Below are 23,661 nucleotides of genomic sequence, written 5' to 3'. Positions count from 1 at the left end.
CCTTCGGCGTCGAGGGCTCATGCGCGAAGCCCGGTCGTACGGTGCTTCCCCGGGCACCCCTCGGTGCCGGGGACCGCCAGCAGGTCTTCGGACTCGGGGTCACCCGGACGAGACGCCTTCCCGGACCGCGATCGTGACCGCCGTCCAGTGGCCGTTGTCCCGCCCGTCACCCTCACCGCTGCGCGTCAGCTCCGGATTCACACCGGATTCCCTGACCCGTACGCGTACTGCCGTGTGCGCACATGGGTTCGACTGGCGTCGGCAAGCTATCACACGCGCTTCCGAGGACCCGTCAGGTCGCGGGCTTCCAGCCCGGGAGCGTCGGCAGGACCTTCTCGGCGACACGGAACAGCGCCGCGTCGTCCGGAATCTGGGAGTCCTGGCGGTAGATGACTAGTTCGAAGGTGCTGCCGCTGTCCTTCGGGTCGGTCGCGACCAGCAGCTGCCGGGCGACGCCGCCGGGAGCGGACTCCGGGTCGCTGCCGTCGAGGCGGAACGAGATGCCGATGGTCCGGCCCGAGTACAGGGCCGCCGTGTGTCCGAGGACCCTCCTGGTCTCGGCGCCGGAGCCCAGATAGCCGACCGCCTCGGCGACCGGGAGGTCCTCGTACGACGCCGAGAGCTCCACGGTGTACGTGTCGAGTTCGACGGTCGCCTCGGGGGTGACGGTCTTGGTGCCGTCGAACCAGGTGGACTCGTTCTCGCTGCCCGAGGCGATGACCGCCTGCTCGGTGGGCGTCCCGAGGAGCTCCGGCAGGTCGGCGCGGTTCAGCGCGGCGCACAGCTGTGCGCCGGAGACCTTGCCTCGTGCCGCCGGAGTGGGGTCGGCCGACGACGAGCAGACGGCCGGCTCCCGGGTCTCGGGGGTCGTGTCGAGGAGGTCGCCCAGCAACCACACCCCGCCCAGCAGCACGCCGACGGTCGCCACCGCCGAGACCACCTGGCCGCCCGTACTCATCTCCTTCGCCGAGCCGCGTCGCGCACCGCCCCCGGGACCCGGTTCCGGATCCGCCCCGCGCCCCGTTTCCGGATCGGCCCCCACGCCCGCCCCCGGATCCGCTGCCGAGTCCGTTTCCGTTTCCGCTCTCGAACCCGCTCTCGAACCCGCTCCGGAATCGGCGAAATCGTCGGCCATGTCCCCCGTGCCCCCACCTTGATGTGCACACGCCTGACGTGCGCCGGGGGAGCCTAGCCGGTGATCGTCGCGAGGGGGAAACGATATTCCGCGCAGGCGTGAAGCAGGGCTCCCGAGGGGAGACCGAGACCCGGTGGGCCCCCTGCCCCGGGCGCCGTAGCGGTCCACGAAAGGAAGGAACGCCATGTCCGTGCAGGACTCCCTCGGTGTCGCCGTCGTCGGCACCGGCCGGATGGGCGCCGACCATGTGCGCAGGATCTCCGAGGTGATCAGCGGCGCCCATGTGGCGGCCGTCGTCGACCTCGACACCGACCGGGCCCGGGCGATCGCCGAAGGCGTCGAGGGGTGCGCGGCCTACGGCGACACCGCCGAGGCACTGGCCGCACCCGGCGTAGACGCCGTCCTCGTCGCCTCGCCGGGCCCCGCGCACGAGGCGGACGTGCTCGCCGCCCTCGCCCACGACCTGCCCGTGCTGTGCGAGAAGCCCCTCACCCCGGACCCCGCCGCCGCGCTCCGGCTGCTGGAGGCGGAGCAGCGGCTGGGCCACCGCCGGGTCCAGGTGGGCTTCATGCGCCGCTACGACCGCGAGTACGTCAAGCTGAAGGCCCTGCTGGACAGCGGCGACCTGGGCCGGCCGCTGCTGCTGCACCACCGGCACCGCAACGCCGAGGCCCCGCCCGGTTTCACCGACGCCATGGCCGTCAACGACTCCGTGGCCCACGAGACGGACGTCACCCGCTGGCTGCTCGGGCAGGAGATCACCGCCGTCACCGTGCTGCGGCCCCGGCCGTCCGCGCACGCCCCCGAGGGCCTGAGCGACCCGCAGTTCGTCGTCTTCGAGACCGACGGCGGCGCGGTGGTGGACGTCGAGATCTTCCTCAGCGCCCGCTACGGCTACCAGGTGCAGGCCGAGGCCGTCTGCGAGGACGGCACGGCCCGCATCGGCGACGGACACGACATGCTCGTCAACGCGGCGGGCCGCTGGGGCGGCACGGTCACGCCGAGCTACCTCGAACGGTTCGAGGACGCCTACGACCGACAGGTCCAGGCCTGGGTGGACGCCACCCGGCGCGGCGAGGTCACCGGACCCGGAACCTGGGACGGGTACGCCGTCGCCGCGGTCTCCGAGGCGGGCGTCCGCGCCCAGACCGAGGGCGTCCGCACGGAGGTGGAACTCGTCGAACGCCCCGCCCTCCACCGCTGACCGTCGGAGCGCCGACCTCCGCCCTCAGGGGAGAACGACCAACGCCATCACTGTCGCAGACATGTGATGTATCACCTTGGGTGAACAGGTATTTAGTGCCTCAAAGCAGACAAATAACATTGCCCTGCGGGGCTATTCATCACTGTGTGACCGTTGACAGTGATGGTCCGCATGCCTGAGGTTCGTGGTTATGTCGCAATCGATCAGCAGGCGCACGTTGATGGTCGGTGCCACGGCCGTCGTCGCGGCCACCGGGGCCGACGACGCGTTCGCGGCCGGGGGTTCACCGACCGCCCCGAGGGCCTACACCCCGACCTGGGAGTCCGTGAACCGGCACCCTGCCGCCCCCGAGTGGTTCCGGGACGCCAAGTTCGGCATCTACTTCCACTGGGGGGTGTTCAGCGTTCCGGCGTACGACAGCGAGTGGTATCCGCGCAACATGTACAACCCTGACGAGCGGGCCCATCGGCACCACGTCGCCACGTACGGGGACCCGGCCGACTGGCCGTACCACCGGTTCATCGACGGGGCCGACGATCTCGCGGGCCGCCATGTGGAGTTCGCGCCGAAGCTCAAGTCGGCGGGCGGGAACTTCGACCCCGACGAATGGGCCCGACTCTTCGTCGACGCGGGCGCGCGGTTCGCCGGACCGGTGGCCGAGCACCACGACGGCTACTCGATGTGGGACAGCCGGGTCAACGAGTGGAACTCCGTGGCCAAGGGGCCGCACCTGGACCTGCTGAAGCTTTTCACCGACGCCATCCGCGCCAGGAAGCTGAAGCTCCTGGTCGCCATGCACCACGCGTACAACCACACCGGCTTCTTCGAGTTCGCGCCCCCGCAGTCCGACCCGAGCCTCAAGAAGCTGTACGGGCAGTTGAGTCCGGAGGCGGAGAACCAGCTCTGGTACGACAAGCTCAAGGAGGTCGTCGACCGGTCCCGGCCCGACATCCTGTGGCAGGACTGGCGGCTCGACCACATCGACGAGACCCAGCGGCTGAACTTCCTGTCGTACTACTTCAACCAGGCCGACAAGTGGGGCAAGGAGGTCGTCGCCACCTACAAGGACGGCTTCAACAGCCATGGTTCGGTGTTCGACTACGAACGCGGCGGCCCCGCCGACCTCACCGCGCCCTACTGGCTGACCGACGACAGCATCTCCGACTCCAGCTGGTGCTACACCGAGGGCATCGGCTACTACTCGCTCGCGCAGATGCTGCACTCGTTCGTCGACCGCGTCAGCAAGAACGGCACCGTGCTGCTCAACATCGCCCCGCAGGCCGACGGCACCATTCCGCAGGGCCAGCGCGACCTCCTGCTCGGCATCGGCGACTACCTGAAGCGCTTCGGCGAGTCGATCTACGGCACCCGCGCCTGGACCGCGTACGGCGAGGGGCCCACCAAGATGGGCGGCGGCTCCTTCACCCGGCCCACCGCCGGCACCCCGCAGGACATCCGCTTCACCCGGAACAAGGCGGGCACCGTCCTGTACGCGACGGTCCTCGGCTGGCCCGGCGGTTCGCTGACGCTCAGGACGCTCGGCTCGGACCGGATCGACCTGGCCTCGCTGGCCTCGCTGCGCCTCCTCGACGCCACGGCCGGTACGTACATCGACCTCGACACCCCGGTGCAGGGACCGACCGGACTGAAGGTGACCCTTCCCCCGACGGCCCCCTTCGAGGCCCCCGCCTACGTCCTCAAGTTCCGCTTCTCCGGCCGGATCCCGGTCCTGCGGCCCGCCACCGGTGCCCTGGTCTTCGGGGACACCCGCTACCGCGGCGACAGCGCCGTCCTGGCCCTCGGCGACCACACGGCCGAACAGCTCGGCCTGGCCGGCCTGGCGCCGGGCGCACTCTCCGCCCTGAAGCTCGCCCCGGGCCACGAACTGGTCGGCTACTCCGGCGACGACTTCACCGGCACGTCGTGGACGTTCACCGAGGACACCGCACGGGTCCGGAACCGGATCACCTCGCTGAAGGTGATGCTCGCTCCGTCCGCCTGGTTCCGGATCACCAACGTCACCAACGGACTTGCCCTGGACGGCGGGGGAGACGTCCCCGCCGGCGCCGACCTGAAGCAGGGGACGTGGGACGGCTCCACCGGCCTGCAGTGGCACGCCGTGTACGTCGGCGACGGCTACTACAAGCTGGTGAACCGGGCCAACGGGCTCGTCGCCGACGGCCGCGGCGCCACCGGCGACGGCGCTCCCGTGAAGCAGGCGGCCTGGCACGGCGGCACCGACCAGCAGTGGCTGATCACCCACCGCGGCGACGGCCGCCACTCCCTCGCCAACCGCACCACCAAGCTCGTCCTCGACGGCGGCGGGAACGTCTCCTCCGGTTCGCTCGCCAAACAGTGGACCTGGGGCACCAGCACCAACCTGCTGTGGACCTTCACCGAGGTCTGACGGCCGCTCACGCCCGGTCGGACAGATCCAGCAGCACCTTGGAGGCGACCGTACGGTCCCGCGCGGTCTCGAAGGCGGCGACGGACGCCTCCAAGGGGAAGGTGTGCGTGACGACCGGATCGACAGGGAGGCCCTGGGCCAGCAGGGACAGGGCCTCGTCGAACTCGGTGTCGAAGCGGAAGGAACCCCGCAGCTCCAGCTCACGGGTGACCGCCACATTGCCGAGCAGCCCGATCTCCCCGGGCGGCAGCAGCCCGAGCATGACCACGATGCCGCCGCGCCGCACCCGCTCCACACAGCTGCGCAGCCCGGTGGGCGCCCCGGACGCCTCCACGGCGACGTCGAAGACCCCGGCCCAGCCCGGGTCGTCGGGCCGGTCCGCCCGTGCGGTGGCGGTCGCGCCCACCTCGGTCGCGATCCGCAGCGGCCCCTCGTGCAGATCGCAGGCGACGACCTCGGCGGCGCCCGCGTGCCGCAGGGCCGCCACGACCAGGCAGCCGATCGGACCGGCCCCCGTCACCAGGACCCGCCTGCCCCGCACCTCGCCCGCCCGGCGCACGGCGTGCAGCGCCACCGCCAGCGGCCCGGCGAGCACGGCACGGCGCAGGTCCAGCCCGGGAGGCAACTGCCGGATTTGGCCCGCCGGCACGGTGAGACGCTGCGCGAAACCGCCCTGCACATGCGGGGTGTGGGCCGCGCTGCCCAGATAGCGGGTGTGGGCGCAGACGTTGCGGGCGCCCCGCGCGCACTCGCGGCAGACCCCGCAAGGGGTGGCCGGATGGATCGCGACCGGCGCGCCGACCGTCGGGGCGTCCGGCCCTCCGACCCCCGGCCCGAGCGCGGCGACATGGCCGACCACCTCGTGCCCGAGCACCATCGGCTCGCTCACCGCGAAGTCGCCCACCCGGCCCCGGTGGTAGTAGTGCAGATCGGACCCGCAGATCCCGCCGAGCGCCACGGCGACCGCGATCTCGCCGGGCCCGGGACCGTCGTACGGCCGCTCCTCGACCCGGAGGTCACCGGCTCCGTGGACAACACACGCGTGCATGGGGGCTCCTTGGGGGATCGGCGGGGTCACAGCACGGACAGCATGCCGCTGTCGACGTACAGCAGTTGGCCGTTCACGAAGTCGGAAGCGGGGGAGGAGAGGAACAGCAGGGCACCGACCAGGTCCTCCACCCTGCCCCAGCGTCCGGCCGGCGTCCGCCCGCGCACCCAGGAGCTGAACTCCTCGTCGGCGACCAGCGCGGAGGTCAGCTCGGTGTCGAAGTAGCCGGGGCCGATGCCGTTGACCTGGATGCCGTGCGGCCCGAGGCCGGCGCACATGCCCTTGGTCAGCATCTTCAGGCCGCCCTTGGCCGCCGTGTAGGGCGCGACGCCGGGGCGTACCGCCTCGCTCTGCAGCGAGCAGATGTTGCGCCCCGACGGCACCGTCTTCGCCGCCCTGTCCACCGCCGCGCGCCCGCCTTCCGCCGCAGCATGGACGACCTGGTCGCCATGGTGCCGCCGCTGCGGTCGGCGGCGGCCGAGCTGGGCTTCCGGCTACCGATCCGTTGACCGGAGCTCCCCGTCCGGGGTGAACTGCCTTGCGGCGGCGGTGAGTTCACGGCGGAGAGGGCTGACGGACATGGGAGAGCCGGACCGGAGGCGCACAGGACCGCTCGACGGGAGGACCGCGCTGGTCACCGGGGCCGGCACCGGCATCGGCCGGGCGACCGCCCTGATGCTCGCCGAGGAGGGCGCGACCGTGGTCCTGGTCGGACGACGGCCCCATGTCCTCGCCGAGGTGGCCGCCGTCGTCGCGGACGCCGGGGGCACGGCGTTCGCCCGCCCGGCCCACGTCGAGGACGCCGACGAGGTGCGGGAGCTGATCCGCTGGACCCGGGACACGGCCGGCCCCGTGGACGTCCTCGTCAACAACGCCGGTGCGGCCGGCCGGGTCGGTGACGTCCGCCGGCTCGGCGAGGACGAGTGGCACGCCGTGGTCGACGTCAACCTCACCGCGGTCTACCTGCTCACCCGGGCCGTCCTCCCGGACATGCTGGAGCGCGGGGGCGGCTCGATCATCACGATCTCCTCGCTCGCCGCCGTACGGCCCACGCCCCTCGGCGGAGCCCCCTACGGCGCGGCGAAGGCGGGCGTGCGCAACTTCATGGCCTATCTGCGCAACACCTACGGCGACGACCTGGTCCGGGCCACCTGCGTCCTGCCGGGCGAGGTCGACACCCCGGTCCTGGACAGCCGCCCGGAACCACCGAGCGCGGAGCGACGGGCCGCCATGGTGCGGCCGGAGGACGTGGCCCGCGCCGTCCTGCTGTGCGCCACGCTCCCCGCGCGCACGGTCGTCGAGGAACTCGTCATCGCCCCCACGCGGTCGGGGCGGCCGGCGGGCCGACCGGGGTGAGGGTCGCCGCGGCCGTCTTGAACATCGGCTGCTCAGGGGCCGAGTCCCAGGCGGTGAGGGTGGTCTCGTTCGCCGGACGGGGCGGTGACTTCTCGTCCGGGTCGATCCCGGAGGGCGTGTCCCAGTAGCCGTAGCGGAACGGTGCTCCGCGGGCGGGCGCCCGGGCACGGGGTCGGCCAGCGGCCGGAGTGCACGCGAAACGACCGGGCCGGCCCCGTGAGGAGCCGGCCCGGCCGCTGCGCTCGGGTCGATCGGACCAGGTCGATTCAGAGGGCCTGGTCCGATCGGATCGGGACGATCAGACCAGGTCGAACCGGTCGAGGTCGGAGACCTTGGCCCACGCCGCGACGAAGTCCTTCACGAACTTCTCCTTGGCGTCGTCGCTCGCGTAGACCTCGGCGAGGGCACGGAGCTCGGAGTTGGAGCCGAAGACCAGGTCGGCGCGGGTGCCGGTCCACTTGACCTCACCGGTGTCCGCGTCACGGCCCTCGAAGAGGGTCTGGTCGGCGGAGGTGGACTTCCAGGTCGTGCCCAGGTCGAGCAGGTTGACGAAGAAGTCGTTGGTGAGCACGCCCGGGGTGTCGGTGAAGACGCCGTGCGTGGACTGGGCGTGGTTGGCGCCCAGGACGCGCAGACCACCGACGAGGACTGTCAGCTCGGGGGCGCTCAGCGAGAGCAGGTTCGCCCGGTCGATCAGCAGGTACTCGGCGGGCAGGCGGTTGCCCTTGCCCTGGTAGTTGCGGAAACCGTCGGCCGCAGGCTCCAGCGCCGCGAACGACTCGGCGTCCGTGTGCTCCTCGGTCGCGTCCACCCGGCCCGGGGTGAAGGGCACCTCGACCGGGTACCCGGCGTCCTTGGCGGCCTTCTCGACCGCGGCGGCACCGCCGAGGACGATCAGGTCGGCCAGGGAGACCTTCTTGGCGCCGGAGTTGAACTCCGCCTGGATGCTCTCCAGGACGCTCAGGACGTGACGCAGGTCGTCCGGGTTGTTGACCTCCCAGCCGCGCTGGGGCTCCAGGCGGATCCGGGCACCGTTGGCGCCGCCGCGCTTGTCGCTGGAGCGGAAGGTGGAGGCCGACGCCCACGCGGTGGACACCAGCTGCGAGACCGACAGACCCGAGGCGAGCAGCTTGGTCTTGAGCGCCGCGATGTCGGCGGCGTCGATGATCTCGCCCTCGGCCGCCGGCAGCGGGTCCTGCCAGATCAGGGTCTCCGCCGGGACCTCCGGGCCGAGGTACAGCGACTTCGGGCCCATGTCACGGTGGGTGAGCTTGAACCAGGCGCGGGCGAAGGCGTCCGCGAACTGGTCGGGGTTCTCGTGGAAGCGCTTGGAGATCTCGCCGTAGACCGGGTCGAAGCGCAGCGAGAGGTCGGTGGTGAGCATCGTGGGGAGCTTCTTGGCGTCGCTGTGGGCGTCGGGGATGATCGCCTGCGCGTCCTTGGCCACCCACTGGTTGGCGCCGGCGGGGCTCTGGGTGAGCTCCCACTCGTAGCCGAAGAGGATGTCGAAGAAGTCGTTGCTCCATTGGGTCGGCTTGGTGGTCCAGGTGACCTCCAGGCCGGAGGTGATGGCGTCGCCGCCCTTGCCGGTGCCGTACGTGGACTTCCAGCCGAGGCCCTGCTGCTCCATGGTGGCGGCCTCGGGGTCGTCGCCCACGTTGTCCGCGGGGCCGGCGCCGTGGGTCTTGCCGAAGGTGTGGCCACCGGCGATGAGGGCGACGGTCTCCTCGTCGTTCATCGCCATGCGACGGAAGGTCTCACGGATGTCGCGGGCCGCGGCGAGCGGGTCCGGGTTGCCGTTGGGGCCCTCCGGGTTGACGTAGATCAGACCCATCTGGACGGCGCCGAGCGGGTTCTCCAGCTCGCGGTCGCCCGTGTAGCGCTGGTCGTCCAGCCAGGTGGTCTCGGGGCCCCAGTAGACGTCCTCGTCGGCCTCCCACACGTCGGCGCGGCCGCCGGCGAAGCCGAAGGTCTCGAAGCCCATCTGCTCCAGGGCGACGTTACCGGTGAGGATCATGAGGTCGGCCCAGGAGATGGCCTGGCCGTACTTCTTCTTCACCGGCCACAGCAGACGGCGGGCCTTGTCCAGGTTGCCGTTGTCCGGCCAGCTGTTCAGCGGCGCGAAGCGCTGCTGGCCGCGACCGCCACCGCCGCGGCCGTCGTGGATGCGGTAGGTGCCGGCGCTGTGCCAGGCCATACGGACCATCAGCGGGCCGTAGTTGCCGAAGTCGGCGGGCCACCAGTCCTGCGAGGTGGTCAGCACCTCCGCGATGTCCTGCTTCGCGGCCGCGAGGTCGAGGTTGTTGAACGCCTCGGCGTAGTCGAACGACTCACCGAGGGGGTTCGCGACGACCGGGTCCTTGGCGAGGATCTTCAGGTTGAGCCGCTCCGGCCACCACTGTCGGTTCCCGCCGCCCTGGGTCGGGTGCGCGGCGCGCCCGTGAGCGACCGGGCAGCCTCCCGTCTCCTCGGGCTTCGCGTCCGTGACGATCGCGTCGTGGTTCTCAGTCATGGGAGTCCTTCCGGAACTGGTGGATCACGGTGCTGAACTGCTGGCTTCGGAACATGGGGGGCACAGGCCCCAGTAGATGACCTCGGCCTCGTCGATCGCGAAGCCGCGGTCGTCGGAGGCGGTCAGGCACGGGGCGTGCCCGACCGCGCAGTCGACGTCGACCACGACACCGCAACTGCGGCACACGAGGTGGTGGTGGTTGTCCCCGACGCGCCCCTCGTACAGGGCCGGGCTGCCGGGTGGTTCGAGGCGGCGTACGAGCCCCGCGCCGGCGAGCGCGTTCAGGGCCTCGTACACGGCCTGGAGCGAGATGTGGCCCACGCGATCGCGCACGCCCGCGGCGATCGCTTCGACGCCGAGGTGGTCGCCGTCCCGGACGGTCTCCAGCAGCGCCACGCGCGCGGCCGTCACCCGCAGGCCGGCACCGCGCAGCTCCTCGGCGGTGTTCGGGGGCTGGGATGCGGTCATGGCGACCAACCTACCCTGCTAAACACGAACTATTCAAGAAAGTGAACCATCCAAGTTTCAGTGGTGCGCCGGCCACCGTCCGTAGCCGCTCAGGCAGGGCCCCGGAACCCCGCCCACCTGCGGCTGGGGCGATCGAATCAGCCCAAGGTGAGCAGCAGGATCGCGATCACGGCTCCGACGAGCCCTGCCGTCTGCCGGAAGTTCACCCGTTCGTGGAGCAGGGTCAGTCCGAGGACCGTGGGCACGGCCGGATACAGGGACGCCAGGACGACCACCACGGACGCCATCTGCCGCTGGGCCGCCCCAGAGATAGAGGATCAACGCGAGGGCGGCCCCCGCCCCGGTCGCGGCGGCCGACACCCACACCGCCGCGGGCTGCCGGAACCGCCCGGCCCGCCGCCACAGCCCCGGGGCGAGCAGAAGCGCCGCCGCCCGCCCCGCCACCACCGGCCACACCCCGCTGCCCGCACCCGCCTGGGCCGGCCCGAGGTACTGCACCGCCACCCCCAGGCCGGCGACCAGCCCGCCCAGGGCCGCCCCGGCCGGTTCCGCCCGGTCGTCGGGCCCTCCGCCGTACGACACCAGCCACAGCGCCGGCACCGTGACGCAGATGCCCAGCCACGCAGCGGCGGCGGGCCGTCACCGAGGAGGACGACCCCGCACAGCACGGACAGCGCCACCCCGGTGAGCGCGCTGACCGGCACCACCACGGTCATGGCGCCCCGGCTCAGCCCCCGGTTGAGATACGTCATCGCGATCCCGCTCCCGACCCCGGAGAGCGCACCCCACAGCACGTCCGGGAGCCGTAAGTCCGGCGCCGGTACGGCGCACGCCACCACGAGCGCCGGCAGCAGACCACCCGCATGGCCGAGCAACGTGACCACGGCGAAGTGCGCCCGACGGGACAACAGTCCGCCGGCGAAGTCGACGATGCCGTACAGCGCGGCGGACGTGAGCGCGAGAAAGGCGGCCATGGGTCCGTGGGTGCCCGAAGGGAGCCGGTCCATGGTGCATCGCGACGGCAGGAGGGGTACTCGGAAGCGGTCCCGGTTCCGCCCGAGGAGGTGTCCCCGGATGAGCCCGATCGAGCACGCGAGCCCCACGAAGGCCCGCTCCCCGGGCCCGCGGGCCTACGACGCCGAGCCGTTCCTCCCGAGTCGCGGCGGGCTCCCCGCCCACCGCAGGGCCGCGGCCGACTGCCGGGGCTGTCCCCTGTACGAGGACGCCACGCAGACCGTCTTCGGCAAGGGGGACGGGTCCGCCCGGCTCCTGCTCGTCGGTGAGCAGCCGGGGGACCAGGAGGACCGGCAGGGCGAGCCCTTCGTGGGCCCCGCCGGGCGGCTGCTGCGGCGCGCCCTCGACGAGGCCGGGATCGACTGGGACACGACCTATGTGACCGACGCGGTCAAGCACTTCAAGTTCACCCGGCCCCCCGGCGGCGGCAGACGCCGGGGCGACGCCATGCACGTGCTCTCGACGCACCGGGCACTGACCCGAGTACGTCCGGTACGCCGGTCAGTGCCCGGCACGCCCAGAGCACGCTCCCCCGGTCTCGGCGTGCCGGACCGGGAGGTACCCCCACGACGCCGCGGGGCCGCCCTTCGGGCGACGACGGGAATTCGACGACAGGGCCTAGTCCAGGCTGCCGTCCCCGGTCACCAGGACCACCTCAAGGGTGCGCGGACCGTGCACGCCCTCCACCCGGTCCAGTTCGATGTCGCTGGTGGCGGACGGGCCCGAGATCCACGTCAACGGGTGGGCCGGGTCGAGGAGTTCGAGCGCCTGCGGCACCGACGACACGACCTGATCCGGTACACGGACGACGCAGACGTGATGGTCGGGCACGAGCGTGATCCGGCGGCGGCCCTGGTCGGGGGAGCCGTCCAGCACGATCGTGCCGGTCTCGGCGATGGCGAGGGCGCAGGCCGTGACGACACTGTCGACCCGGTCCAACTCGTGCGCGGTGCTCTCGCCCCGGTCCGGTACCCGCGTCAGATCGGTCGCCGACAGCCAGTCCTCGCGCAGCCCCGACGGCACCAGCACAGACCTGGAGCCGTGCGCGCGCAACAGCCCGGCGATCACCTCCGCGAGCCCGGCCGCGTCGGTGCGGTGCACGAGCGCCCGGTAGTCCGCCAGGTTCTCCGCCAGCAACTCCACCGTCTCGTCGGCGCTCAGCCCGCCGTGCTCACGGAGATAGTCCCGTTGCACGGCCCGCTCGTACGGAGTGTCGTCCCGTCGTACGTCGGCGAGGGCGCGTCGCACCCGGCCCAGGATCAGATCCCTGCTGCTCATTTCACGTCCTCCTTGCCGCCGTTGGTCCGCTGCCACCAGTCCCTAAACGGCTCGGCGGGCAACGCGGGAAGGTCCCGGGTGCCGCTCCAGGCCCTGCCGGCGCCCGGCAGAGTACGGGGGTGGAAGCGGCGCGTGCGGGACGCGAGCCGCTGCCCGGTGCGCAGCGCGCCGGGGTGGCTGAACGCCCACCGGGCCGCGCGCATCGCCGCCCGCTCGGCCGCGTGCCCCTTCGCGGGCTTGAGCACGACCTTGTTGCCGCCTTCCGTCACCGGGCCGCCCTGCGCCACCCGTTCCCGCAGGTGCACCAGCACCTCCGGGATGTCGATGGCGACCGGACACACCTCGTAGCAGGCGCCGCACAGCGACGAGGCGTACGGCAGCGAGGAGTCGATCTCGCTTCCCGTGCCCCGGAGTTGGGGGCTGAGGATGGCGCCGATCGGGCCCGGGTACACCGAGCCGTAGGCATGGCCGCCCGCCCGCTCGTACACCGGGCAGACGTTGAGACAGGCCGAGCAGCGGATACAGCGCAGGGCCTGCCGGCCGACCTCGTCGGCGAGCGTGTCGGTGCGGCCGTTGTCGATGAGCACGAGGTGGAAGGTCCCCGGCCCGTCCTCGTCGGTGGTGCCCGTCCAGGTCGAGGTGTACGGGTTCATGCGCTCGGCCGTGGAGGAGCGGGGCAGGGTCTGCAGGAACACCTCCAGGTCCTGCCAGGTCGGCACGATCTTCTCGATGCCGACGACCGAGATCAGGGTCTCGGGGAGGGTGAGGCACATCCGGCCGTTGCCCTCGGACTCCACGACCACCAGCGTGCCCGTCTCGGCGACCATGAAGTTGGCGCCGGAGACACCGACCTTGGCCCGCAGGAACTTCTCCCGCAGATGCAGCCGCGCCGCCTCCGCCAGCTCGGCGGGCGTGTCGGACAGACCCTCGGGGGCCGGGCGGCCCCACTCGCTCATCTCGCGCGTGAAGATGTCCCGGATCTCGCCCCGGTTGCGGTGGATCGCAGGGACCAGGATGTGCGAGGGCCGGTCCTTGCCCAACTGCACGATGAGCTCGGCGAGATCGGTCTCGTAGGCGTGGATGCCCTCGGCCTCCAGCGCCTCGTTCAGCCCGATCTCCTGCGTGGCCATCGACTTGACCTTGACGACCTCGCTCTCGCCGGTCGCCTTGACGAGATACGTGACGATCCGGTTGGCCTCGTCCGCGTCGGCGGCCCAGTGGACCGTGCCGCCCGCCGCCGTGACCGACTCCTCCAACTGCACGAGATATCGGTCGAGATGACGGAGCGTATGGTCCTTGATCTGTTTGCCCGCCTCGCGGAGCGCGGCCCAGTCGGACACCTCCGCGACCGCGTTGGCGCGTTTGGCGCGGATGGTGTGGGTGGCGTGGCGCAGATTCCCGCGCAGGGTCTCGTTGCGCACGGCCTCGTGCGCCGCCTTCGGGAACGCCGGCATCCCGAGATACGTCCCGCTCATACCAGCGGCTCCTCTTCAGTGCTCGCCAGGATCTCCGCGATGTGGACGGGCCGCAGCTCCGTCCGCAGCCGGGTCATCGTGCCGCCGAGGTGCATCAGGCACGAGTTGTCGGCCGCGCACAGCACCTCCGCGCCCGTCGACTCGGCGTTGCGCACCTTGTCCGCGCCCATCGCCGCCGAGACATCGGAGTTCTTCACGGCGAACGTGCCACCGAAGCCGCAGCACTCGTCCGCGCCGGGCAGCTCCACCAGTTCCAGCCCCTTGACGGCCTGCAGCAGCCGCCGGGGCCGCTCGCCGAGACCGAGGCTCCGCAGCCCGTGGCAGGTCGGGTGGTAGGTCACCTTGTGCGGGTAGTACGCGCCGACGTCCGTCACGCCCAGCACGTCCACCAGGAACTCGGTCAGCTCGTACGTCTTCGGCACGACCGGCGCCAGCGTCCGCGCCAGACCGTCCCCGCGCCCCTCGGCCCGGGCCCGCTCACCCATGCGCGGATACAGCTCCCGCACCATCGCCCCGCACGAGCCGGACGGCGTCACGATCGCCTCGTACTCCCGGAATACATCGGAGAACTGCCGGGCCAGTGGCTCGGCCTCCCGTCGGTACCCGGTGTTGTAGTGCGCCTGTCCACAGCAGGTCTGACCCATCGGGAAGTCGACGTCCACACCCATCCTGGTCAGTAGTTTCACCACGGCGCGGCCGGTGTCCGGATAGAGCGTGTCGTTGACACAGGTCAGGAACAGGGCGACACGCATCGCGGCTCCTTGAGGGTCGATCATCGGATGAGTGCAGAGTACGACGCGCGAACGCGAAGGGCGAGAGTCCCCGCGTGACGATCGGCGGACACGGGGCCGCCGCGAGGCGGCTGAGCCGCGCGCCGATCGTCGCCGGCGGAGTTCCCGCCGGCGGAGGACCCGCTCACCTGCCGGCGAGCCGGTCCTCCGCCGCGCGCCAGGCCGCCGGGTCGCCCTGCGGCTCGTACCGCACCAGCGGCTGGGTGCGGGCGAGGAGTCGCCGCATCGAGGCCCGGTCGCCGACCAGACCGTGGGTGCGGGCCTGGACGAGGACGTTGCCGAGGGCCGCCGCCTCCGCCGGTCCCGCCACCACCGGCAGCCGGCAGGCGTCGGCGGTGAGTTGGCAGAGCAGCGCGTTACGGGTGCCACCGCCCACGATGTGGACGACGTCGACGGGGTGGTCGGCCAGCGCCTGGGCCTCGGCGACGGCCCGCCGGTGGGCGAGGGCCAGCGAGTCGAGGATGCACCGGGTGATCTCGGCGGGTGACTCCGGGACGGGCTGCCCCGACTCCCGGCACGCCTCGGCGATCCGCTCGGGCATCCGCCCGGGCGCGAGGAACGCCGAGTCCCCGGCGTCCACCACCGACCGCAACGCGGGCACCGTCGCGGCCTCCCGCAGCAGTTCGCCGAGGTCCGGGTCCCCCCACTCCCGTACGCACTCCTGGAGCAGCCACAGCCCCATGATGTTCCGGAGGTAACGGACCGTGTCGTCGAGCCCCAGCTCATTGGTGAAGTTGGCCGCCCGGCTCGCCTCGGTCAGCACCGGGGCCTGAAGCTCCAGGCCCGCCAGCGACCAGGTGCCGGTGCAGATGTACGCGAACCGTTCCCCGGTTGCCGGCACGGCCGCCACCGCCGAGGCGGTGTCGTGCGAGCCGACCGTCGTCACCGGGACCGGACCGGAGAGCCCCGTGGCCTGAAGCACCTCGGGCCGCAGCAGGCCCGCCGGATCACCGGGCCGCCGCAACGGTGCGAACAGGCCGAGGTCGATGCCGAGCCGGTCCGCGACGTCCCGCGACCAGTCACGGGTCCGGGGGTCGATCAGCTGGGTGGTGGACGCGTTGGTCAGCTCGGTGCCCGGCTCCCCGGTCAGCCAGTACGTCAGCAGATCCGGGACGAGCAACAACCGCTCGGCATGGGCGAACTGCGCGGACGACCGGGCGGCGACCAACTGGTACAGCGTGTTGAACGGCGCGTACTGCAACCCGGTCGCCGCGTACAGCTCGGCGGCGGGCACGGTCGTCCACACCTTCTCCGCGACACCCTCGGTGCGGGCGTCCCGGTAGTGCACCGGATTGCCCAGCAGGGCACCGTCCGCGTCCAGCAGCCCGTAGTCGACGGCCCAGCTGTCGATGCCGACGGAGTCGACCCGTCCATCGCTGACGACACCGGCCGCCCTCAGCCCGTCCAGGACGCCCGCGTACAGCGACAGCACGTCCCAGCGCAGCCCCTCGGGCGTTCGCACCGGCCGGTTCGGGAACCGGTGCGCCTCGACCAGCTCCAGCGAGTCCCGCCCCGCGCGGCCGACCATGACACGCCCACTGGAGGCACCCAGGTCGACCGCCGCGTACGACTTCACGGCCCCGCTCGCCGGAGTCCCGCCCATGGCGTGCGTGCTCATCGGAGGAAGGCGGCGGCCACGCCGGCGTCGACCGGGACATGCAGCCCGGTGGTGTGCGTCAGCTCCCCGCCGGTCAGCGCGAACACCGCGTTCGCCACGTGCTCCGGCAGCACCTCGCGCTTGAGGATGGTCCGCTGGGCGTAGAACTCGCCGAGCTTCTCCTCCTCGATGCCGTAGGTCGCCGCGCGCTGGGCACCCCAGCCGGCCGCGAAGATCCCCGAACCCCGCACCACACCGTCGGGGTTGACCCCGTTGACGCGGATGCCGTGCTCACCCAGCTCGGCGGCGAGCAACCGCACCTGGTGCGCCTGGTCGGCCTTGGTCGCGGAGTAGGCGATGTTGTTGGGGCCGGCGAAGACGGCGTTCTTGGAGGCGATGTAGACGATGTCGCCGCCCAGACCCTGCGCGATCATCACCCGCGCCGCCTCGCGCGACACCAGGAAGGACCCGCGGGCCATGATGTCGTGCTGCAGGTCCCAGTCCTTGGCCGACGTCTCCAGCAGCGGCTTGGAGATCGAGATGCCCGCGTTGTTGACGACGAGATCGACACCGCCGAAGGCCAGCGCGGCGGCCTTGAAGGCCTCCCCGATCTGCCCCTCGTCCGTCACGTCGACGGTCACGGCGACGGCCCTGTCCGCCCCGCCCAGCTCCTCGGCGACGGCGGCGGCGTTCTCGGCGTTGAGATCGGCGACGACCACACACGCGCCCTCGGCCACGAGCCGGTGGGCGATCGCCTTGCCGATCCCGCTGCCCGCACCGGTCACCAGCGCCACCCGGGTCGCCAGCGGCTTCGGCTTCGGCATGCGCTGGAGCTTGGCCTCCTCCAGCGCCCAGTACTCGATGCGGAACTTCTCCGACTCCTCGATCGGCGCGTACGTCGACACCGCCTCGGCGCCCCGCATCACGTTGATCGCGTTGATGTAGAACTCGCCGGCCACCCGCGCCGTCTGCTTGTCCTTGCCGAAGCTGAACATGCCCACGCCCGGGATCAGCACGATCGCCGGGTCGGCGCCGCGCATCGCGGGGGAGTCGGGCTCGGCGTGCCGCTGGTAGTAGGCGGCGTACTCCTCGCGGTACTCGGCGTGCAGTTCCTTCAGCCGGGCGATCGCCGCGTCGAGGTCGGCGCTCGGCGGAAGGTCCAGCACGAGCGGGCGGACCTTGGTCCGCAGGAAGTGGTCGGGGCAGGAGGTGCCCAGGGCGGCGAGGCGGGGGTGCTCGGCGGCGGCCAGGAAGTCGAGGACGACCTCGGAGTCGTCGAAGTGCCCGACCTGAGGCTTGTCCTGCGAGGCGATGGCCCGGATGTGCGGTGCGAGGGCCGCGGCCCGCTCCCGGCGCTGCGCGCCGTCCAGCGCGGTGTACCCCTCGACGACGGACCCGAACGGCTCGGTCTTCCCCTTCTCTTCCAGGAACCGCTCGGCCGTGCGAATGATGTGCAGCGAGTTCTTCTCGCACTCCTCGGCGGTGTCGCCCCAGGCGGTGATCCCGTGCCCGCCGAGCACACAGCCGATGGCCCCCGGGTTCTCCCGCTTCACGGCGGCGATGTCCAGACCCAGCTGGAACCCGGGCCGCCGCCACGGCACCCACACCACGCTGTCCCCGAAACACTCGGCGGTCAGCTTCTCCCCGTCGGCCGCGCAGGCCAGCGCGATCCCGGAGTCGGGATGCAGGTGATCCACGTGGGCCGCGTCCACCAGCCCGTGCATCGCGGTGTCGATCGACGGCGCCGCACCGCCCTTGCCGTGCAGGCAGTAGTCGAACGCGGCCACCATCTCGTCCTCGCGGTCGACCCCCGGATAGACGTCGACGAGCGCCCGCATCCGGTCCAGCCGCAGCACGGCGAGCCCGGCCTCGGTCAGCGTGCCCAGGTCGCCCCCGGACCCCTTCACCCACATCAGCTCCACGTCACCCCCGGTGACGGGATCGGTGTCGGTCCCCTTGGCGGACGCGTTGCCGCCGGCGTAGTTGGTGTTCCGCGGATCGGCACCGAGCCGCCGGGACCGGGCGAGCAGAGCTGCGGCTTCGGGATGGGTTGCCATGTGCGATCAATCCTTACGGTGAGATTGGACAGGGGGTTCAGCTCGGGGGTCGGGGGGGGGCGTCGCCGAGTGCGGGTGAGTGGGGCTTCTCGCGCAGTTCCTCGCGCCCCGGAAGGACCCGGGGGCCGCAGGATGAAAAGCACGGGGCGCAGCCCCTGCATTTCAGGGGCGCGGGGAACTGCGCGACCAGCCACGAACCGGCCCGCAGCCCGCATCCGACGGAACTCGGCAGACGAAGCGCGGCATCGGCTTCAGCTCTGCGCGCGGCGGTCACGCTCCCCAACCCGCCTGCTCCCCACCGACCCGCTCCTCGACGATCTTCGACGCCCACCCGGACCGCCGGTACGCCCCCAGAGGATCGGGGTCCAACCCCATCTCCTCCCGCACTTCACGAAGCAACGGCCGTACATCCGTGTTGTACGCGTCCATCACGACCGCATTCGCCTCCAGCACATCCCCCTCCCGCTGAGCAACAGCAAGGGCCCCCCGGTCCACCAGGAGCGCCTTCGCCGTGGCCTCCTGCACGTTCATCACCGAGCGGATGATCGCGGGGATCTTCGCCTCGATGTTGTGGCACTGGTCGAGCATGAACGCGACCTCGGGAGTGAACCCGCCCCCACGCACGACCTCGTACATGATCCGGAACAGCTGGAACGGGTCCGCGGCGCCCACCATCAGGTCGTCGTCGGCGTAGAACCGCGAGTTGAAGTCGAACGCGCCGAGCTTCCCCTCGCGCAGCAGCGTGGCCACGATGAACTCGATGTTGGTCCCCGGCGCGTGGTGGCCCGTGTCGACCACGACCTGCGCCTTCGGCCCGAGCTTGAGGCAGTGGGCGTAGGCGGTGCCCCAGTCCGGCACATCTGTCGTGTAGAAAGCGGGCTCGAAGAACTTGTACTCCAGCAGCATCCGCTGGTCGTCGCCGAGCCGCTCGTAGACCTCGGCGAGCCCCTCGGCCAGCCGGTCCTGGCGTCCGCGGATGTCGTCCTGGCCGGGATAGTTCGTCCCGTCCGCGAACCACAGCTTCAGATCGCGCGACCCGGTCGCGTCCATGATGTCGACGCACTCCAGCAGGTGGTCGACGGCCTTGCGGCGGATCGCCGCGTCCGGGTGGCAGATGCTGCCCAGTTTGTAGTCGTCGTCCTGGAAGGTGTTGGAGTTGATGGCGCCCAGCTTCACGCCGCGCTCCTGCGCGTGCTTCGCCAGCGCCGCATAGTCCTCGACCTTGTCCCAGGGGATGTGCAGCGCCACGGTCGGTGCCACGCCGGTGAACTCGTGGACCTTGCCGGCGTCGTCCAGCTTCTCCCAGGGATTGCGGGGGACACCCGCCTGGGCGAACACCTTGAAGCGGGTTCCGGAGTTTCCGTACGCCCACGACGGCGTCTCGACGGCCTGTGTCTTGAGGGCGGCCTTCACCGCGGCGAGCTCGGTCACGTCAGGGCTCCTACCGGCTTTGTTGTCTGAAACGATTCAGCACCGGAAACTATGAGCGGCTCGCCGGACTGTCAACCCCCCAAGTCAACACCATTCTCCGTGACCGGGTCGTGACCTCTTCTACCGAAAGAATTTCGACCGGAACCCATTGACGTGACCTGCGTGTGGTGCCTAACGTCCCGGCAACCTAGTTGAAACCTTTCACGACGCCGTGGCGCAGCCCCTCAGCCAGCCACAGGCCGTCGTCGAGGAGCCCCCATGACCCACCCGTCCGACACGGGTCCGGCCCCCGTTCTCGCGCTGAAGGGCGTTTCCAAGTCCTTCGGCGCCGTACGCGCCCTGCGGGACGTGTCCCTCGAACTGTTCCCGGGCGAGGTGCACGCACTCGCCGGGGAGAACGGCGCGGGCAAGTCGACCCTGATCAAGAGCCTCGCCGGGGTGCACCGACCGGACTCCGGCCAGGTGCTCCTCGACGGCGAGCCCACCGTCTTCCACGGCCCTGCCGACGCACGGGACGCGGGCATCGCCGTCATCTACCAGGAGCCCACGCTCTTCCCCGACCTCTCGATCGCCGAGAACATCTTCATGGGCCGCCAGCCGCGGCGCGCCTTCGGCCGCATCGACCACAAGGCCACCCATGCGGCCACCCTGGCGCTGATGCAACGGCTCGGTGTCGAGCTCGACCCCGACCGCCCCGCGCGCGGCCTGTCCATCGCCGACCAGCAGATCGTCGAGATCGCCAAGGCGCTCTCCTTCGACGCCCGCGTCCTGATCATGGACGAGCCGACGGCGGCCCTCACCGGCAGCGAGGTGGCCCGGCTCTTCGGTGTCGTCCGCACCCTGCGCGAGCAGGGCTCCGCCGTCCTCTTCATCTCCCACCGCCTGGAGGAGATCTTCCAGATCTGCCAGCGCGTGACGACCCTGCGCGACGGCGCCTGGATCTCCAGCGAACCGCTCGACGGCATGACCGAGGACGACCTGGTCCGCCGCATGGTAGGCCGCGACCTGGACGAGCTGTACCCCAAGCAGGAGGTCGAGCCGGGCGAAGTCGCGCTGAGCGTGCGCCGGCTGACCCGCGAGGGCGTCTTCACCGATGTCTCCTTCGAGGTCCGCCGGGGCGAGATCGTCGGCCTGGCCGGCCTTGTCGGCGCCGGCCGTACGGAGGTCGCACGGGCCGTCTTCGGCATCGACCGCTGGGACGCCGGCGAGGTCGACATCGACGGCAAGGCGCTCACCAACGGCGCCCCCTCCACCGCCATGGCCGCCGGGCTCGCCCTGGTCCCCGAGGACCGCCGCGCCCAGGGCCTGGTGATGGACATGTCCATCGAGCGCAACATCGGCCTCACCGGACTCCGTACGACCGTCAGGGCGGGCCTGATGGACCGGGGTGCCGAGCGCAGCCGTTCCCTCGACTGGGCGGTCAAGCTCCAGGTCAAGTACGCCCGGATCGCCGACACCGTCAACACCCTGTCCGGCGGCAACCAGCAGAAGGTCGTCCTCGCCAAGTGGCTCGCCACCGGCCCCAAGGTACTGATCGTCGACGAGCCCACCCGGGGCATCGATGTCGGCACCAAGGCCGAAGTGCACCGCCTGCTCAGCGAGTTGGCCGCCGACGGTGTGGCCGTGCTGATGATCTCCTCCGACCTGCCCGAGATCCTCGGCATGGCCGACCGCGTGCTCGTGATGCACGAGGGCCGGCTCACCGCCGAGATCCCTCGCTCCGAAGCCACCGAGGAATCCGTGATGGCCGCAGCCACCGGGAGGGCCGCCGCATGACGGTGACCACCCCTCAGAACGCCCCCGTCGCCGAGGTGCCCAAGTCCAGCGGCACCCGGCTCGTGGACCGCGTCTTCAAGATGCGCGAACTCGCCATCCTGGTCGTCTTCCTGGTGATGATCGTCGTCACCCAGCTGGGCAACAGCGAGTTCCTCACCGAGCAGGGCATCAAGGACCTGCTGCTCAACGCGACCATCCTGGTGCTGGTCGCCGTCGGTCAGTCACTGGTCGTCATCACCCGCAACGTCGACCTGTCGGTCGGCTCCACCCTCGGCATCAGCGCCTTCGCCGCCGGTACCTACCTCCAGGGCGGCGGCAACGCGGTCGTGGCCGTGCTCCTGGCGGTCCTGACGGGCGTCGGCTTCGGCCTGCTGAACGGTCTGCTCGTCAGCCTCGGCCAGGTGCCCGCTCTCGTCGTCACCCTCGGCACGCTCTACATCATCCGCGGCATCGACTCCATCTGGGTCGGCTCCCGGCAGATCGTCGCCTCCGGACTCCCGGACGGGTTCGTCGACTTCGGCTCCGGCGGCATCTACGCCGTGCCCTACCTCGCCCTGATCGCGGTGGCGGTGCTGGTGGCCACGGCGTACTACCTGAAGCACTTCGGCAGTGGCCGTGAGCTCTACGCGCTCGGCTCCAACCCGGAGGCCGCTCGCCTCGCCGGCATCCCGGTCCGCAAGCGGATCCTGGTCGCCTACACCTTCTGCGGCGCCCTCGCCGGCCTCGCCGGCGCGCTCTACCTGGCCCGCTTCGGCAACGTCGACTCCAGCACGGGAAACGGCTACGAACTCACCGTCGTCAGCGCGGTCGTGGTCGGTGGTGTGGTCTTCACCGGCGGCTCCGGCAGCGTCTACGGCGCGGCGCTCGGTGCCCTCCTGCTGACCTCCATCAACAGCGTGCTGCCCGCCCTCGGCGTCAGCTCGGTGTGGGTGCTCGCGATCAACGGCATCCTGCTCATCCTCGCCATCGCCGTGGACCGCGTGGTCGCGGTCCGGGTGGCGACCGCCCTGAAGAAGAGGAACGCCCGCCATGGCTGACTCCACGCTGTCGCGTGCTGTGCGCTGGTCCGCCTTGAAAAGGTGGGATTCCGCCGTCGGTGCCCTCCTCATCGCCGTGCTCCTGCTGTCCTTCACCACCGTCGACGGCTTCGGCAACGCGCTCAACCTGTCCTTCCTCATCGGCAACACCCTGCCGATCGCGCTGGTCGCCCTCCCGATGACCCTCCTCGTGGTCTCCGGCGAGATCGACCTGTCGGTCGCCTCCACCGCCGGTCTCTCCGGCGCGGTGATGGGCGCCCTGTGGAACCAGGGCATGACCATCGAGACGATCATCCCGATCTGTCTGGCCCTCGGTGTGGTCTGCGGACTGATCAACGGCCTGCTGGTCACCAGGCTCGGCCTGTCCTCCCTCGCCGTCACCATCGGCACCCTCGCCGCCTACCGGGGCATCGCGCAGATCGTCCTCGGCTCCGACGCGGTCACCGACTTCCCCACCCAGTACCTGGACTTCGCGGCCGGCCGGATCGGTGACAGCTTCGTCCCGCAGGCCTTCATCCCCTTCCTGGTCCTGCTCGTGATCGCCGTGATCGCCCTGCACGCCACCCCCTTCGGCCGCTCGGTCTTCGCGACCGGAGCGAGCGAGGAGGCCGCCCGGTTCGCCGGCATCCGGGTCAAGCGGCAGAAGCTGATCCTCTTCACGGTGACCGGTCTGATGGCCTCCCTCACCGGCATCTTCTGGGCCCTGCACTACGCCAGCGCCCGCTACGACAACGCCACCGGCCTCGAACTCTCGGTCGTCGCCGCCGTACTGCTCGGCGGTATCGACTTCGACGGCGGCAAGGGAACGCTCGGCGGCGCGATCGCCGGCGTGTTCCTGCTCGGCACCCTGCAGAACGTCATGAGCCTGAAGGACGTCTCCGCCCAGTCGCAGATCGTCGTCACCGGCGTCCTGCTCGTCCTCTCCGTGCTCGGCCCCCGGGTCGCACGCCAGATCTCCGCCGCCAGGGCCGGCCGCAGAGCCGCCTCGGTGCCGGCCACCAAGGCGCCCACACCAGCCCCGTGAACGGCTGGACCCCCACCGCCGAACCCGTACCGCCCAACCGCCCGCCCCTCC

General features: G+C 71.3%; 18 protein-coding genes, 2 pseudogenes and 1 riboswitch. Of the genes and pseudogenes, 7 read left to right on the top strand and 13 right to left on the bottom strand.

The window, feature by feature from the left end; all coding sequences use genetic code 11:
* Positions 1–60: 60 nt before the first annotated feature.
* A riboswitch (cobalamin riboswitch) is annotated at positions 61–247 on the bottom strand.
* Positions 248–292: 45 nt separating this feature from the next.
* Positions 293–958 carry a DUF6215 domain-containing protein gene (locus P8T65_RS04850; protein ID WP_316724155.1) on the bottom strand — a complete coding sequence of 222 codons (666 nt, stop codon included), beginning with the start codon at positions 956–958 and terminating at the stop codon, positions 293–295.
* A gap of 361 nt (positions 959–1,319) precedes the next feature.
* On the opposite strand from P8T65_RS04850, the gene P8T65_RS04845 reads away from it, so the two are divergent.
* Together P8T65_RS04845 and P8T65_RS04840 are read left to right on the top strand one after the other, a co-directional pair.
* Positions 1,320–2,339 carry a Gfo/Idh/MocA family oxidoreductase gene (locus P8T65_RS04845; protein ID WP_316724154.1) on the top strand — a complete coding sequence of 340 codons (1,020 nt, stop codon included), beginning with the start codon at positions 1,320–1,322 and terminating at the stop codon, positions 2,337–2,339.
* A 190-nt stretch (positions 2,340–2,529) separates the two neighbouring features.
* Positions 2,530–4,746 carry an alpha-L-fucosidase gene (locus tag P8T65_RS04840; RefSeq protein ID WP_316724153.1) on the top strand — a complete coding sequence of 739 codons (2,217 nt, stop codon included), beginning with the start codon at positions 2,530–2,532 and terminating at the stop codon, positions 4,744–4,746.
* Between the two features lie 7 nt (positions 4,747–4,753).
* On the opposite strand, the gene P8T65_RS04835 is transcribed toward P8T65_RS04840, so the two are convergent.
* Positions 4,754–5,794, bottom strand: a complete 1,041-nt coding sequence (locus P8T65_RS04835) for an L-idonate 5-dehydrogenase (RefSeq protein ID WP_316724152.1) — start codon at positions 5,792–5,794, stop codon at positions 4,754–4,756.
* Positions 5,795–5,820: 26 nt separating this feature from the next.
* A pseudogene (locus tag P8T65_RS04830) lies at positions 5,821–6,162 on the bottom strand (SDR family oxidoreductase); the annotation flags it as partial.
* Positions 6,163–6,373: 211 nt separating this feature from the next.
* Here P8T65_RS04830 and P8T65_RS04825 point away from each other — a divergent pair.
* Entirely contained in the window at positions 6,374–7,150 is a 777-nt protein-coding gene (locus P8T65_RS04825) for an SDR family oxidoreductase (RefSeq protein WP_316724151.1), read from the top strand.
* A 298-nt stretch (positions 7,151–7,448) separates the two neighbouring features.
* On the opposite strand, the gene katG is transcribed toward P8T65_RS04825, so the two are convergent.
* From katG to P8T65_RS04800, 4 genes are all read right to left on the bottom strand, one after another.
* On the bottom strand, positions 7,449–9,662 hold the full coding sequence (gene katG, locus P8T65_RS04815) for a catalase/peroxidase HPI (RefSeq protein WP_316724150.1): 2,214 nt from the start codon (positions 9,660–9,662) through the stop codon (positions 7,449–7,451).
* Between the two features lie 24 nt (positions 9,663–9,686).
* Positions 9,687–10,130, bottom strand: a complete 444-nt coding sequence (locus P8T65_RS04810) for a Fur family transcriptional regulator (RefSeq protein ID WP_184902585.1) — start codon at positions 10,128–10,130, stop codon at positions 9,687–9,689.
* A gap of 137 nt (positions 10,131–10,267) precedes the next feature.
* Positions 10,268–10,417: a hypothetical protein gene (locus P8T65_RS04805; RefSeq protein ID WP_316724149.1), complete on the bottom strand. Its 150-nt coding sequence runs from the start codon at positions 10,415–10,417 to the stop codon at positions 10,268–10,270.
* A 30-nt stretch (positions 10,418–10,447) separates the two neighbouring features.
* Positions 10,448–11,104, bottom strand: a complete 657-nt coding sequence (locus P8T65_RS04800) for a hypothetical protein (protein WP_316724148.1) — start codon at positions 11,102–11,104, stop codon at positions 10,448–10,450.
* A 100-nt stretch (positions 11,105–11,204) separates the two neighbouring features.
* Between P8T65_RS04800 and P8T65_RS04795 the strand changes: the two are divergent.
* Positions 11,205–11,636 (top strand): annotated as a pseudogene (locus tag P8T65_RS04795) (uracil-DNA glycosylase family protein); the annotation flags it as partial.
* 126 nt (positions 11,637–11,762) lie between these two features.
* Here P8T65_RS04795 and P8T65_RS04790 read toward each other — a convergent pair.
* The 6 genes from P8T65_RS04790 to rhaI form a co-directional block, all read right to left on the bottom strand.
* Complete coding sequence (locus P8T65_RS04790) at positions 11,763–12,422, bottom strand: lactate utilization protein C (protein ID WP_316724147.1); 660 nt, start codon at positions 12,420–12,422, stop codon at positions 11,763–11,765.
* Positions 12,419–13,897 carry a LutB/LldF family L-lactate oxidation iron-sulfur protein gene (locus P8T65_RS04785; RefSeq protein ID WP_316724146.1) on the bottom strand — a complete coding sequence of 493 codons (1,479 nt, stop codon included), beginning with the start codon at positions 13,895–13,897 and terminating at the stop codon, positions 12,419–12,421. Before P8T65_RS04785 ends, P8T65_RS04790 begins: the two co-directional genes overlap by 4 nt.
* The gene (locus P8T65_RS04780) at positions 13,894–14,649 is read right to left on the bottom strand and encodes a (Fe-S)-binding protein (protein WP_316724145.1); all 756 of its coding nucleotides are present in this window, start codon (positions 14,647–14,649) and stop codon (positions 13,894–13,896) included. Before P8T65_RS04780 ends, P8T65_RS04785 begins: the two co-directional genes overlap by 4 nt.
* Positions 14,650–14,812: 163 nt before the next feature.
* Entirely contained in the window at positions 14,813–16,306 is a 1,494-nt protein-coding gene (locus tag P8T65_RS04775; RefSeq protein ID WP_316724144.1) for a rhamnulokinase family protein, read from the bottom strand.
* Complete coding sequence (locus P8T65_RS04770; protein ID WP_316724143.1) at positions 16,303–18,342, bottom strand: bifunctional aldolase/short-chain dehydrogenase; 2,040 nt, start codon at positions 18,340–18,342, stop codon at positions 16,303–16,305. The genes P8T65_RS04775 and P8T65_RS04770 overlap by 4 nt, the downstream gene beginning before the upstream one ends.
* A gap of 270 nt (positions 18,343–18,612) precedes the next feature.
* Positions 18,613–19,773, bottom strand: a complete 1,161-nt coding sequence (gene rhaI / locus P8T65_RS04765) for an L-rhamnose isomerase (protein ID WP_316724142.1) — start codon at positions 19,771–19,773, stop codon at positions 18,613–18,615.
* 258 nt (positions 19,774–20,031) lie between these two features.
* Between rhaI and P8T65_RS04760 the strand changes: the two genes are divergently transcribed.
* The 3 genes from P8T65_RS04760 to P8T65_RS04750 are packed head-to-tail and all read left to right on the top strand — an operon-like array spanning position 20,032 to position 23,610.
* Positions 20,032–21,549, top strand: coding sequence for a sugar ABC transporter ATP-binding protein (locus P8T65_RS04760; protein ID WP_230222944.1), 1,518 nt, complete (start codon positions 20,032–20,034; stop codon positions 21,547–21,549).
* Positions 21,546–22,586: an ABC transporter permease gene (locus tag P8T65_RS04755; protein ID WP_316724141.1), complete on the top strand. Its 1,041-nt coding sequence runs from the start codon at positions 21,546–21,548 to the stop codon at positions 22,584–22,586. Before P8T65_RS04760 ends, P8T65_RS04755 begins: the two co-directional genes overlap by 4 nt.
* Positions 22,579–23,610, top strand: a complete 1,032-nt coding sequence (locus P8T65_RS04750) for an ABC transporter permease (RefSeq protein WP_316724140.1) — start codon at positions 22,579–22,581, stop codon at positions 23,608–23,610. The genes P8T65_RS04755 and P8T65_RS04750 overlap by 8 nt, the downstream gene beginning before the upstream one ends.
* Positions 23,611–23,661: the final 51 nt, after the last annotated feature.

The organism is Streptomyces sp. 11x1, from assembly GCF_032598905.1.
Lineage (GTDB): Bacteria > Actinomycetota > Actinomycetes > Streptomycetales > Streptomycetaceae > Streptomyces.
The sequence above is the reverse complement of the archived record's forward strand: the minus strand, read 5'-3'. Positions and strand labels throughout refer to the sequence as shown.